Origin of the sequence: Streptomyces formicae, assembly GCF_002556545.1 — a bacterium.
Classification (GTDB): domain Bacteria; phylum Actinomycetota; class Actinomycetes; order Streptomycetales; family Streptomycetaceae; genus Streptomyces; species Streptomyces formicae_A.
On record NZ_CP022685.1, the window covers coordinates 4,500,947 to 4,514,186 of the forward strand.

The window sequence follows — 13,240 nt, forward strand, 5'->3', positions numbered from 1 at the left end:
ATTGAGGGCGAGCGCGGCAGCGCGATGAGAGCCCGCCGGGCACCGAGGCCGAGCGCGCAGCGCAACACCCCCGCTCCAGGCGCCCCCGCCAGACTACGCTCGGGAGCATGACTGACGACCGCCCCGCCGAGGCCGCCCCCACCCCCGCCCCCCTCCGGAAGATCGACACCCTCACCGCGCTCAGCCCGGCGCAGTCCGAATCCGTGCTGGGGCTCCTCGCGGACGCCGCCCGTTCGGACGGTCAGCAGGCGGTGTCGGAGCAGGGCAGGCTGCAACTTCGGGGCGGGGCCCGCGAGGGCGTACGGCACCTGCTCCTGAGCGTCGGCGGCGACCTCGTCGGCTACGCGCAGCTGGAGGACACCGACCCCGTGGAGGCCCCCGCCGCCGAGCTGGTCGTGCACCCCGCACACCGCGGCCGCGGCCACGGCAGGGCACTGGGCTCCGCGCTGCTCGGCGAGTCGGGCCGACGCCTGCGCGTGTGGGCGCACGGCGGACACTCCGCGGCCCGGCACCTCGCACAGGTGCTCGGTCTGGCGCTCTTCCGCGAACTGCGGCAGATGCGCCGCCCGTTGACCGACCTCGACCTGCCGGACCCGGTCTTCCCCGAGGGCGTCTCCGTCCGCACCTTCGTGCCGGGACAGGACGACGCGGCCTGGCTCGCGGTGAACGCGGAGGCGTTCGCCCACCACCCCGAGCAGGGCTCCCTGACCCAGCGCGACCTTGACGACCGCAAGGCGGAGCCGTGGTTCGACCCGGCGGGCTTCTTCCTCGCCGAGCGTGCGGGCGAACTGGTCGGGTTCCACTGGACGAAGGCCCACGCGGACGAGGGCCTCGGCGAGGTGTACGTCGTGGGCGTACGCCCCGGCGCGCAGGGCGGTGGCCTGGGCAAGGCGCTGACCACGACCGGCCTGCGCCACCTCGCACAGCAGGGCCTGCCGACGGCGATGCTGTACGTGGACGCGGACAACAAGGCGGCGGTGAGCGTCTACGAGCGGCTCGGTTTCGTGACGCACGAGACGGACCTGATGTACCGCACGGAGTCCTGACCCCCGCGTACCGCACAAGGGCGCGGCGTTCCCCGGGGAACGCCGCGCCCTTCGTCGTACCGTCGGCCCGTCCGCGCTACTTGCCCGCGACCTCGGTCAGACACATCGAGAACTGCACCCGCCCCCGCCGCGTCTGCTCGTAACGGGACTGCCCCGGCTCGCACTCCGTCTCGAACTTGCTCGCGACCTTGTACTCGGCCCCGGCCTCACCGCAGCCGATGATCTCCATGTCCGGGCTGCCGTCCGACCCCGTGTTCTGGACACAGTCACCGACCTCCGCGACGGCGGGCTGCTTGGCGCTCTCGCTGTCGGGTCCGGTGGTGTTGCCCTTGCTCGTGTACATCCAGACCCCCGCGACGACGGCCGCGATGAGCAGGGCCGCCACCTTGATGAGGGGCGATTGGCGCTGGGACATGGTGAAACCCCCGAGATTTCGTGCGTGTTCACGTCAATTCCGAGCGGCAGACGTTACAAGATCCCGCCCCCTGTCCCGCAACTCGCCTCGATGTGGTCCCACTTGACGGAACGCCCGACAGGCGCTCCGTCTCGGCCTGTTGGAGCCGGGCGACAAGCTGCCCACCGCGCGCGAGGTCGTCGAGGCCACCGCTCGCCGCTCCGGGGGGAGCTCGTCGAGTGGGCCGCTCGGGCCCGCGCGGCGGGCCTGGAGAGGGACGACGTGGCCGCGCTCTTCACGGCCGTACTGGAAGAACAGTTCACCGAACCGCAGACCACGGACCGCGGCTTCAAGGGGGAGTTCGCATGACCGACACCGCCATCGAGGCGACGTCGCTGAGCAAGCATTACGGACGGCGCCACCGCGCCCTGCACGACTGCTCGTTCCGGCTGCCGACGGGACGCGTCTGTGCCGTCGTCGGCCCCAACGGCGCGGGCAAGTCCACGCTGCTCGCGCTCGCCGCGGGCCTCGAACGCCCCAGCTCGGGCACGCTGACCGTGCTCGGCGCCGCGCCCGGCGAGGCCCGCGCCCGCGTCGCGTACGTCGCCCAGGACAAGCCGCTCCATCCGCAACTGACCATCGCGGACACGTTGCGGCTCGGCGCCGAGCTCAACCCCGGCCACTGGGACACGGCCACGGCCGAGCGCGTCGTGAGCGGCGGGCTCGACCCGAACGCCCGCATCCGTACGCTCTCCGGCGGCCAGCGCACCCGCGTCGCGCTCGCCCTCGCGCTCGGCAAGCGGGCCGAACTCCTGCTCTTGGACGAGCCGATGGCCGACCTCGACCCCCTCGCCCGCCATCAGCTCATGGGCACGCTCATGGCCACGGCCGCCGAGCACGGCACGACCGTCGTGATGTCCTCGCACATCGTCGGCGAACTCGCCGACGCGTGCGACCACTTGCTCCTGGTCGGCGCGGGCCGCATCCGCCTCGGCGGCGGCATCGACGATCTCGTCGGCGCCCACCGCCTGGTCACCGGCCGAGGCCCGGTCGAACGCCTGCACCCGCACACGGTCGTCGAATCCCGCGCGACGGGGCGCGGCCTCAGCGCCCTGATACGCGCCGAAGGACCCGTCGCCGACGACTGGGACGTCGAAGAGCCTTCCCTGGAGGAGCTGTTGCTGGCCCATCTCCGCTCACCGGACGCGCCCGCGCTGATCTCTCCCGGCGCCACCTCGCGGGGGCTGGAGGTGTCCGCGTGAGCACGCTCCTGCACGGCCCCCGCCGGGTCGACATCCGTCTGCACCGCACCGCCCTGCTGACCGGCGGCACCGTCCTCCTCACCGCCCTCGCCTTCACCGGCTGGCTGCGCTGGGCCGCCCACGCCTACCCCGAACCCGTGGGCCGCTGCGCCTCCAACGGAACCTGCGACACCTTCCTCGGCTTCACCAGCGCCCGCGACATGCTGTACATCAGCATGGACAAGGGCTCCCTCGGCATGCTCCTGCTCCCCGCGCTCATCGGCGCCTTCGTCGCGGGCCCGCTGATCGGGCGCGAGATGGAGTCCGGGGTGTACAAGCTCTCCTGGACCCAGTCGGTCTCGCCCGCGTGCTGGCTCGCCTCCAAGCTGACCACCGCCGTCGCGCTCGCCGTGGGCGGGACGCTCTTCCTCATGGCGGTCCTCCAGCTCGGCACGGGTAACGCGCTCGGCGACCGCACGAACTTCCACTGGGCCGACCGGGGCATCTACGAAGCCACGGGCCCCGTGCTCCTCGCGTACGGCCTGCTCGGCGTGGCCGTGGGAGCCGCCGTCGGGCTCCTCGTACGCCGGACGCTGCTCGCCGCGTCCCTCACCACACTGGTCACCGGAGGCGTACTGCTGCTGTGCGGCAATGTGCGCTGGGGCCTCTTCCCGACCCGTACGATCACCGCGCCCGCCCCGTCCCGGGACTGGTGGCTCGACGTCCCGCAGCCCTTCGACTACTTCGCCGTCGACCAAGGCGTCACCAACGCCGCCGGAGACCGCTTCATCGCGAGGCACTGCCTCCCGAAGCCGCTTTCCGGCTACTCCTGCCCCACCGACACCAAGGTCACCGGCGCGTTCATGGACTACCACCCCAAGTCCCATTTCTGGTACGTCCAGTTGATCGAGACCGGCATCATCCTCGCCCTGGCGGCCGCCGCAACCTACGCCGCGTTCAGGATCCTCCGCCGCCGCGCGGCCTGAACCGTACGATCGGCTGGATACGTACGCTCGACCGACGGCCCCCACCGTGTAGACGCCCGGGGGTCGTCGGTCGATGTCCCGCACGTCATGTCGCCGTAACCGGCGATTCAGACTGGCTTGCGACGCTCGCTCAATGCAGCCCGCCGTGCCCGACCCTTCCCCGGTGAACGGGAAGCTCCGCCTCTCTCCCGCGCTCTCCGACGCGCCCATCGGCGTGCCCGCGCGGAAGAATGGGTCCATGAGCCAGCCGAACACGCAAGGTCAGGTCCAGCACGCCCAGCCCTCCGTCGGCTCCATCGCCGCACACAGGCCCCACACCATCGCCGCCACGGTCTCCGACCTGGACCCTGACATCGATGCCGACCTCGACGCGTACGACGAGGACGCCCAGATAGGGCACGACGGCGCGGAACTGCCCCAGGGCCGGTTCCTCGACCGGGAGCGCAGCTGGCTCGCCTTCAACGAACGGGTTCTCGAGCTGGCCGAGGACCCCCACACACCCCTCCTCGAACGGGCTAACTTCCTGGCGATCTTCGCCTCGAACCTGGACGAGTTCTTCATGGTCCGCGTGGCCGGTCTCAAGCGGCGCATCGCGACCGGCGTCGCCACCCGTTCGGCCTCGGGACTCCAGCCCCGCGAGGTCCTCGACCTCATCTGGAACCGCTCCCGCGAGCTCATGGCCCGGCACGCCGCCTGCTACCAGGACGACGTCGCGCCGGGCCTCGCCGACGAGGGCATCCACCTGGTCCGGTGGAACGAGCTGACCGAGAAGGAGCAGTCCCGGCTCTTCACGCTCTTCCGGCAGCAGATCTTCCCCGTCCTGACCCCGCTGGCCGTGGACCCCGCGCACCCCTTCCCGTACATCTCGGGGCTCTCCCTGAACCTCGCCGTGGTCGTGCGCAACCCGGTGTCCGGACATCAGCACTTCGCACGTGTGAAGGTCCCCCCGCTGCTCTCCCGCTTCCTGGAGGCATCCCCGCAGCGCTACGTCCCGATAGAGGACGTCATCGCGGCGCCCGCGCACCTCCAGGAGCTCTTCCCGGGCATGGAGATCCAGGAGCACCACATGTTCCGGCTCACCAGGAACGAGGACCTGGAGGTCGAGGAGGACGACGCGGAGAACCTGCTCCAGGCCCTGGAGAAGGAGCTCATGCGGCGCCGCTTCGGCCCGCCCGTGCGCCTGGAGGTCGAGGAGTCCATCGACCCGAACATCCTCAGCCTGCTCGTGCGGGAGCTGAAGATCAGCGAGGCCGAGGTCTACCCGCTGCCCGGACCGCTCGACCTGACCGGCCTCTTCAGCATCGCCAAGCTGGACAGGCCCGAGCTGAAGTACCCGAAGTTCGTGGCGGGCACCCACCGCGACCTCGCCGAGGTCGAGTCGGCGTCCGCGCCCGACATCTTCGTCGCCCTTCGCGAACGCGACGTGCTCCTGCACCACCCGTACGACTCGTTCTCCACCTCCGTGCAGGCGTTCCTCGAACAGGCCGCCGCCGACCCCGACGTACTCGCCATCAAGCAGACGCTGTACCGCACTTCGGGCGACTCCCCGATAGTGGACGCGCTCATCGACGCCGCCGAGTCCGGCAAGCAGGTCCTCGTCCTGGTCGAGATCAAGGCCCGCTTCGACGAGCAGGCCAACATCAAGTGGGCCAGGAAGCTGGAGGAGTCCGGCTGCCACGTGGTCTACGGCCTGGTCGGCCTGAAGACCCACTGCAAGCTCTCCCTCGTCGTACGCCAAGAAGGCGACGCCCTGGTCCGCTACTCGCACGTGGGCACCGGCAACTACCACCCCAAGACGGCCCGCCTCTACGAGGACCTGGGCCTGCTGACCTCCAACCCGGAAGTCGGCGCGGACCTCTCCGACCTGTTCAACCGCCTCTCCGGCTACTCCCGCAGGGAGACCTACCGCCGTCTCCTCGTGGCCCCCAAGTCGCTGCGCGACGGTCTCGTCTCGCGCGTCAACAAGGAGATACAGCACCACCGCGCGGGCCGCCCGGCCCACGTCCGCATCAAGGTCAACTCGATGGTCGACGAAGCCGTGATCGACGCGCTGTACCGCGCGTCCCAGGCAGGCGTCGACGTGGACGTGTGGGTGCGCGGCATCTGCGCGGTGCGGCCCGGGGTGGCCGGGCTCTCGGAGAACATCCGCGTGCGCTCCGTACTCGGCCGCTTCCTCGAACACTCCCGCGTCTTCGCCTTCGGCAACGGCGGCGAACCGGAGGTGTGGATCGGCAGCGCCGACATGATGCACCGCAATCTCGACCGCCGCATCGAGGCACTGGTCCGGGTCCAGGACCCGGCGCACCGTGCGGCCCTCAGCCGGCTCCTGGAGACCGGCATGTCGGACACCACCGCCTCCTGGCACCTCGGCGCTGACGGCAACTGGACCCGCCACTCGGTGGATCCGGAAGGCCAGCCCTTGCGGAACGTACAGGAGATGCTCATAGACGCCCGGAGGCGCCGGCGTGGCACAGCAACACCGTGAGATGACGGGTACGGGCACGGGACCCGACCCCGGCGCGGACGCGGGCGAACTGCTCGCCGCCCACCTCAACGCCCAGGCGACGGAGTTCCTCCGCTCGCTGCGGCTGCACCGCGAGTCCACGACGGACGCGCAGGGCGCCGAGGAGTCCCTGGAGGCGGCCCGCGCCCTGCGCCGGGCTGCCCGCCGCATCGGCGCGACCCTGCACACGTTCCGCCCCCTCCTCGACCAGGAGTGGGCGTCCTCCCTGCGCCCCGAACTGGCCTGGCTCTCGGGCACGCTGGCCCAGGAGCACGCGTACGCCACGCGCCTGGACCGCCTCCTTGAGGCCCTCCACCGCCTGGCGGGCCAGCCTCAGGTGCCGGGCCCTGCCAAGGGGTCTGCTGCTGTGGGCAATCGTTCCGCGGGGCGAGTGGGGCCTGCCCTGCTCGAGCGAAGCCGAGAGCTTGGGGAAGGGTGGGCACAGCCCCCGTCGCCGAGTGCCGCCACGGAGGCGAGCACCCCTCGCGGCCTGGCAGTGGGCGCGGCCAAAGCCGCCGCGCTCCTGGAGCGCCAGCTCACCCTGGCAAGGACAAGGGCCCACTCCACCGCCCTCCAGGCATTCGGCTCCTCCCGCTTCCACGCGGTCGCGGACAACGTCGCCGTCCTGGCGAGCGAGGTCCCCTTGCGGGCAGGAACCGGCGACGACCTCAAGCTCCTCGCCGCCCAGGCGGAATCGGACCTCATCGAGGCCATCGGCACGCTCCCGCTGGGCCAGGCGGGCCATCCCTACAACGCGGGCGCCCTCGTCCACGGCCTCGCCTCGGACAGCGCCCCTGACGCCCAGGACGCCCCCTGGCTGAAGGTCCGCTCCCTGCTGCGCCTGCACCGGTACGCCCAGGAGGTCCTCCTCGGCCACGCCGCCCAGGACCCCCGCGTCACGGACGCGAGCCACGCCCTGAACGTCCACCGCGAGGCAGCGGCGGCGGCCGCCGCGGCGGCCCAGGCCGCCCGCACCCCCCGCATCGCCCCGGCCACGGCGTACGCACTCGGCGTGCTCCACGCCGACCAGCGCCACGAGGTCGAGGCCGCCCGGTTCGCTTTCCAGCAGGCATGGCTCCACGAGGCGGTGAGTACACGGTGACGTCCAAGGAAGGCGTCGTCCGGGCGGCGGGCTGCGTCCTGTGGCGCCGCTCCCCCGTCGACGGCGGCCTGGAGGTCTGCCTGGTGCACCGGCCCAAGTACGACGACTGGTCGCACCCCAAGGGCAAGCTGAAGCGCTCTGAGGAGCCGCTCGCGGGGGCCCTGCGCGAGGTCGAGGAGGAGACCGGCTTCCGCTGCGCCCCCGGCGCTCCCCTGCCCACGGCCCGCTACCTCGCCCAGGGCCGCCCCAAGGAAGTCACCTACTGGGCAGCGGAGGCGACCACCGGCCATTTCTCGCCCAATCGCGAGGTCGACCGCATCATCTGGCTGCCCCCGGTCGCGGCCCGCAACCGGCTCACGCAGCTCCGCGACCGGCAGCTCGTCGACGCCCTGCTCAGCACGCTTAACCTGGCGTAGTCACTTCGCTACTTTCTGTAGCACATTGCCTAACCAGGCCGACCGCCGAGGTTCACCCTCCGTTCACTCGTGCCCATCGGCCGCTTCACTTGCCCTGCCTAATTTCGGGCTTACAAGACACCGAAGGGGTCTTGAGCGAGACACACCGCCGCAAGGCATGACGTACGACATCGCACGCCGCCAGCAAAGGGCCGGCGGCTCCCGGAAGGAAAACCCGAAAAGTGAAGCTTCAGCGCAAGAACCGGCTCCGCGCCCTCTCCCTCGGCGCCATCGCCGTCTCCGGCGCCCTGGCCCTCACGGCGTGCGGCTCCGACGACACGAGCGGCTCGGGTGGTGGCAAGGAGACCAACGCCAACGCCAACATCAAGTGCGACGACGCCAAGGGCCAGCTCGCGGCCTCCGGTTCGTCCGCGCAGAAGAACGCGATCGACGCCTGGCGGAAGGTCTACTCGACCAACTGCAAGGACGTGCAGCTGAACTACAACCCGACGGGTTCCGGCGCGGGCATCACGGCGTTCCTCCAGGGCCAGACGGCGTTCGCCGGTTCCGACTCGGCGCTGAAGCCCGAAGAGATCGAGAAGTCGAAGAAGCTCTGCAAGGACAGCCAGGCCATCGACCTGCCGATGGTCGGCGGCCCGATCGCCATCGGTTACAACGTCCCCGGCGTGGACAACCTCGTCCTGGACGCCAAGACCCTGGCCGACATCTTCAACGACAAGATCAAGACCTGGGACGACAAGGCGATCAAGAAGCTCAACCCCGACGCCAAGCTCCCCAGCACCAAGATCCAGGCGTTCCACCGCTCGGACGAGTCCGGCACCACGGACAACTTCACCAAGTACCTCAAGGGCGCCGCCCCCGCCGCCTGGCCGCACGAGCCGGGCAAGTCCTGGGAGGCCAAGGGCGGCCAGTCCGCCAACGGCTCCGCCGGTGTCGCGGGCCAGGTCAAGCAGACCGCGGGCGCCATCTCCTACTTCGAGCTCTCCTACGCGGGCGACGGCATCAACACCGTCGACCTGAAGACGGAGGCCAAGGAGCCGGTGAAGGCCAACGTCGACAACGCCTCCAAGGCCATCTCCGAGGCCAAGGTCGTCGGCAAGGGCAAGGACCTCGCCCTTGAGCTCAACTACAAGCCGACCGCCGAGGGCGCCTACCCGATCACCCTGGTGACGTACGAGGTCGTCTGCGAGAAGGGCAACAAGGCCGACACGCTCGCCGCCACCAAGTCCTTCCTGACCTACATCGCCAGCGAGGACGGCCAGAACGTCCTCAAGGACAACGACTACGCGCCGATCCCCGACGAGATCATCACCAAGGTCCGCTCCACCATCGCGAGCCTGAGCTAGCTGAACCGAGTGCGGCCGGCCCCCGTGAGAAGCAACGGGCCGGCCGCACCGTCCGGTGCACCGCCGCCACGGAGCGCCTGCCCCAGCGCACGGCGCCTCCGCAGACCGGAGAACCCCATGGACATACCAAGCAATACGACCGCATCCCTCCCCGTGGACGACGCGAAGCGGACGGACTCCACGAGCAAGGCCGCCGCCCGCGGCGCCACCCGTCCCGGTGACCGGATCTTCCTCGGACTCTCCCGCGGCTCCGGCATCGCGCTCCTCGTGATCATGGCCGCCATCGCGGCGTTCCTGGCGTACCGCACGGCGCTCGCCCTCTCGGACAACACGGGCAACTTCCTCACCACTTTCGAGTGGGACCCGGCCGGTGCCACCACCGGCGGCAAGCCGTACTTCGGCATCGCCGTCCTGGTCTTCGGCACCGTGGTGAGCTCGCTGATCGCCCTCGCGATCGCGGTCCCCGTCGCCATCGGCATCGCGCTGTTCATCTCGCACTACGCGCCGCGCAAGCTCGCCGCCCCCATCGCCTTCGTGATCGACCTGCTGGCCGCCGTGCCCTCGATCGTGTACGGCCTGTGGGGCGCCATCGTGGTCGCCCCCAACCTCACCGGCCTCTACAGCTGGCTCGACGACTACTTCGGCTGGACCGGGATCTTCTCCTACCAGGGCGGCGCCCCGCGCTCCCTGATGACCGTCGGCATCCTGCTCGCGATCATGATCCTGCCGATCATCACGAACGTGAGCCGCGAGGTCTTCCTCCAGGTCCCGAAGATGCACGAGGAGGCCGCGCTCGCGCTCGGCGCCACGCGCTGGGAGACCATCCGCATGTCGGTGCTCCCCTTCGCCCGCTCCGGCATCATCTCCGCCTCGATGCTGGGCCTCGGCCGCGCGCTCGGCGAGACGATCGCCGTTGCCACCGTGCTCTCCCCGCTCTTCGTGATCAACGCCTCCGTGCTCGACTTCGGCGGCGGCACCTTCGCGCAGAACATCGCCAGCAAGTTCAACGAGGCCAGCGAGTACGGCCGCGACGCGCTCATCGCCTCCGGCCTGGTGCTCTTCGTCATCACCCTGCTGGTCAACGGCGCGGCCCGCCTGATCATCGCCCGCCGCAAGGAGTACTCGGGGGCCAACGCATGAGCATCACGACGACACCCACCCCGCCCAGCCCGCTCGCCAAGCGGCCCTCGCCCCTCAAGGCCGCCACGCTGCCGCGCTGGACGCCCGCCGCCGTCGCCGTCGGCTCGGCCGCCGTGGCCGTCGGCATCGGCGCCGGGGCCGGACTGCACAGCCGCGTCCAGTGGGGCCTGATAGCCGCCGTCCTCTTCATCGTCGCCTCGTACGTCATCGCGATGACCGTCGAGGGCGCCCGCCAGGCCAAGGACCGCCTCGCCACCTCGATGGTGTGGGTCATGTTCCTGCTGGCCGTCGTGCCGCTCGCCTCGCTGATCTTCGAGACCGTGCAGCGCGGCATCAAGGTCTTCGACATCTACTTCCTGACCCACTCGATGGGCGTCGTCGCCGACGACGAGCCCGGCGGCGGCATCTACCACGCGATCATCGGCACCCTGGAGCAGGTGCTCCTGGCCTCCGCGATCGCCGTGCCGATCGGCCTGCTCACCGCGATCTACCTCGTCGAGTACGGGCGGGGGAAGCTCTCCAAGGTCGTCACGTTCTTCGTCGACGTCATGACCGGCATCCCCTCGATCGTCGCGGGCCTGTTCGTCCTCAGCTTCTGGATCCTCATCCTGGGCTTCGACTTCTCCGGCTGGGCCGGCGCCATGGCGCTCGCGATCCTGATGATGCCGGTGGTCGTGCGCTCCACCGAGGAGATGCTCAAGCTCGTCCCGAACGAGCTGCGCGAGGCGTCGCTCGCCCTCGGCGTACCGAAGTGGCGGACCATCCTCAAGGTCGTCCTGCCCACCGCGATCGGCGGCATCACGACCGGCATCATGCTCTCGGTCGCCCGCATCGCCGGTGAGACCGCGCCCGTCCTGCTGCTGGTCTGGGTGAACCCCATGATCAACACGAACCCCTTCGAGGGCTCGCAGGCCTCCCTGCCGCTGTACATCTACCAGCAGTACGCGGCGGGCAACGACGCGGCGTACGACCGGGCCTGGGCGGCGGCCCTCGCGCTCATCGGCTTCATCATGATCCTCAACCTGGCGGCGCGTGGCATCGCCCGCTGGAAGGCACCGAAGACGGGCCGCTGACGCGGCCATCTCAGCGACCCTCAGCACGTCCCTTTTCGAAAGAAGCAGTGATCCCATGGCCAAGCGAATCGACGTATCGGGCCTGACCGCCTTCTACGGTTCCCACAAGGCGATCGACGACATCTCCATGACCGTCGAGCCGCGCTCCGTGACCGCCTTCATCGGCCCGTCCGGCTGCGGCAAGTCCACCTTCCTGCGCACCCTGAACCGCATGCACGAGGTCACCCCGGGCGGCCGCGTCGAGGGCAAGGTGCTCCTGGACGACGAGGACCTGTACGGCAACGGCGTGGACCCGGTGGCCGTGCGCCGCACGATCGGCATGGTCTTCCAGCGCCCGAACCCCTTCCCCACGATGTCGATCTTCGACAACGTCGCCGCGGGCCTCAAGCTCAACGGCTCGTACAAGAAGTCCGAGCTGGGCGACATCGTCGAGAAGTCCCTCAAGGGCGCGAACCTCTGGAACGAGGTCAAGGACCGCCTCAACAAGCCGGGCTCCGGCCTCTCCGGCGGTCAGCAGCAGCGCCTGTGCATCGCCCGGGCGATCGCGGTCGAGCCCCAGGTCCTCCTGATGGACGAGCCCTGCTCGGCCCTCGACCCGATCTCCACCCTCGCCATCGAGGACCTGATCGGCGAGCTCAAGGAGCGCTTCACGATCGTCATCGTGACGCACAACATGCAGCAGGCCGCCCGCGTCTCGGACCGCACGGCCTTCTTCAACCTCTCCGCGGTCGGCCAGCCCGGCAAGCTCATCGAGATCGACGACACGGAGCGCATCTTCTCCAACCCGTCGGTCCAGGCCACCGAGGACTACATCTCGGGCCGCTTCGGCTGAGCCGCCCCTCCAGACTCCCCGCGGTGCTGCATGGCGGTGCCACCGCAGGGACAACAAAGAAAGGCCCGCCCCTGGCTCCCGGGGGCGGGCCTTTCCGTGCCCCGCAAGGGGCGCGGGGAACTGCGCGAGCAACCACGGGCGGCCCGCGGTCAACGAACTACAAGAAGGCGAGGTTGACGATCCAGAAACTCACGGCGGCGACCAGCGCCGCCGCAGGCATCGTGATGAACCACCCCAAGATGATGTTCTTGGCAACACCCCACCGCACCGCGTTGACCCGCTTCGTCGCCCCCACACCCATGATCGCGGACGTGATGACGTGAGTCGTCGAGATCGGCGCGTGGAACATGAACGCCGTGGTGAACATGATGCCCGCACCGGTCGTCTCGGCGGCGAAGCCCTGCGGCGGGTCCAGCTCGATGATCTTCCGGCCGAGCGTCCGCATGATGCGCCAGCCACCCGCGTACGTACCGGCGGAGAGCATCAGCGCACAGGCGATCTTGACCCAGATCGGGATGGGGGCATCCGCGCTCTGCACATCGGAGATGACGAGCGCCATCACCACGATGCCCATCGTCTTCTGCGCGTCCTGGAGACCGTGCCCGAGGGCCATGCCCGCCGCGGAGACCGTCTGCGCGATGCGGAAACCGCGCTTGGCCTTGTGCGGGTTGGACTTGCGGAACATCCACATGATCGCGCACATCACCAGGTAACCGGCGACGAGGCCGACCACCGGGGAGAGGAACATCGGGATGACGATCTTGTCGACGACCCCGGACCAGATGACCCCGATGCCGCCCGCGAGCGCCGCGCCGACCATGCCGCCGAACAGCGCGTGCGACGAGGAGGAGGGCAGTCCGAAGTACCAGGTGATCAGGTTCCACACGATCGCGCCGATGAGCGCGGCGAAGAGGATCCACATCCCCTTGTCACCGTGCGGGGTCTCGATGATCCCCTCGCTGACGGTCTTCGCGACCCCGCTGCCCATGAAGGCACCGGCGAGGTTCATCACCGCGGCCATGGCGAGCGCGGCGCGCGGCGTCAGCGCACGCGTGGAGACGGATGTGGCGATGGCGTTCGCGGAGTCGTGAAAGCCATTCGTATACGTAAATCCGAGCGCGACGCCGATGGTCACGATCAGTGCAAAGGTGTCCATGGAGG

12 protein-coding genes and 1 pseudogene are annotated in these 13,240 nt (G+C 69.9%); 11 read left to right on the forward strand and 2 right to left on the reverse strand.

Going from position 1 to position 13,240, the window contains the following annotated elements; genetic code table 11:
* Window positions 1-107 precede the first annotated feature (107 nt).
* Entirely contained in the window at window positions 108-1,046 is a 939-nt protein-coding gene (gene mshD / locus KY5_RS19205) for a mycothiol synthase (RefSeq protein ID WP_098243418.1), read from the forward strand.
* 76 nt (window positions 1,047-1,122) lie between these two features.
* Here the strand turns inward: mshD and KY5_RS19210 are convergent, their stop codons facing one another.
* A complete protein-coding gene (locus KY5_RS19210) occupies window positions 1,123-1,461 on the reverse strand; it encodes an LppU/SCO3897 family protein (protein ID WP_098243419.1) in 339 nt (112 codons plus the stop codon).
* A gap of 106 nt (window positions 1,462-1,567) precedes the next feature.
* Between KY5_RS19210 and KY5_RS42560 the strand changes: the two are divergent.
* From KY5_RS42560 to pstB, 10 genes and pseudogenes are all read left to right on the forward strand, one after another.
* A pseudogene (locus KY5_RS42560) lies at window positions 1,568-1,809 on the forward strand (GntR family transcriptional regulator); the annotation flags it as partial.
* A complete protein-coding gene (locus tag KY5_RS19220; RefSeq protein ID WP_098243420.1) occupies window positions 1,806-2,702 on the forward strand; it encodes an ABC transporter ATP-binding protein in 897 nt (298 codons plus the stop codon). The pseudogene KY5_RS42560 and the gene KY5_RS19220, both read left to right, overlap by 4 nt.
* Window positions 2,699-3,667, forward strand: coding sequence for a hypothetical protein (locus KY5_RS19225; RefSeq protein WP_098243421.1), 969 nt, complete (start codon window positions 2,699-2,701; stop codon window positions 3,665-3,667). Before KY5_RS19220 ends, KY5_RS19225 begins: the two co-directional genes overlap by 4 nt.
* A gap of 133 nt (window positions 3,668-3,800) precedes the next feature.
* Window positions 3,801-6,152 carry an RNA degradosome polyphosphate kinase gene (locus tag KY5_RS19230; protein ID WP_418952797.1) on the forward strand — a complete coding sequence of 784 codons (2,352 nt, stop codon included), beginning with the start codon at window positions 3,801-3,803 and terminating at the stop codon, window positions 6,150-6,152.
* Window positions 6,133-7,272, forward strand: a complete 1,140-nt coding sequence (locus KY5_RS19235) for a CHAD domain-containing protein (RefSeq protein ID WP_418952798.1) — start codon at window positions 6,133-6,135, stop codon at window positions 7,270-7,272. The genes KY5_RS19230 and KY5_RS19235 overlap by 20 nt, the downstream gene beginning before the upstream one ends.
* Entirely contained in the window at window positions 7,242-7,688 is a 447-nt protein-coding gene (locus tag KY5_RS19240; RefSeq protein WP_098243423.1) for an NUDIX hydrolase, read from the forward strand. Before KY5_RS19235 ends, KY5_RS19240 begins: the two co-directional genes overlap by 31 nt.
* A 221-nt stretch (window positions 7,689-7,909) precedes the next feature.
* Window positions 7,910-9,034 (forward strand): phosphate ABC transporter substrate-binding protein PstS, encoded by a 1,125-nt coding sequence (gene pstS, locus KY5_RS19245; RefSeq protein ID WP_098243424.1) that lies wholly within the window; start codon window positions 7,910-7,912, stop codon window positions 9,032-9,034.
* A gap of 117 nt (window positions 9,035-9,151) precedes the next feature.
* Window positions 9,152-10,174, forward strand: a complete 1,023-nt coding sequence (gene pstC, locus KY5_RS19250) for a phosphate ABC transporter permease subunit PstC (protein ID WP_098243425.1) — start codon at window positions 9,152-9,154, stop codon at window positions 10,172-10,174.
* Entirely contained in the window at window positions 10,171-11,247 is a 1,077-nt protein-coding gene (gene pstA, locus KY5_RS19255; protein ID WP_098243426.1) for a phosphate ABC transporter permease PstA, read from the forward strand. Before pstC ends, pstA begins: the two co-directional genes overlap by 4 nt.
* 55 nt (window positions 11,248-11,302) lie before the next feature.
* A complete protein-coding gene (pstB, locus tag KY5_RS19260; protein WP_098243427.1) occupies window positions 11,303-12,079 on the forward strand; it encodes a phosphate ABC transporter ATP-binding protein PstB in 777 nt (258 codons plus the stop codon).
* A gap of 157 nt (window positions 12,080-12,236) precedes the next feature.
* Here the strand turns inward: pstB and KY5_RS19265 are convergent, their stop codons facing one another.
* The gene (locus KY5_RS19265) at window positions 12,237-13,235 is read right to left on the reverse strand and encodes an inorganic phosphate transporter (RefSeq protein ID WP_098243428.1); all 999 of its coding nucleotides are present in this window, start codon (window positions 13,233-13,235) and stop codon (window positions 12,237-12,239) included.
* Window positions 13,236-13,240 lie beyond the last annotated feature (5 nt).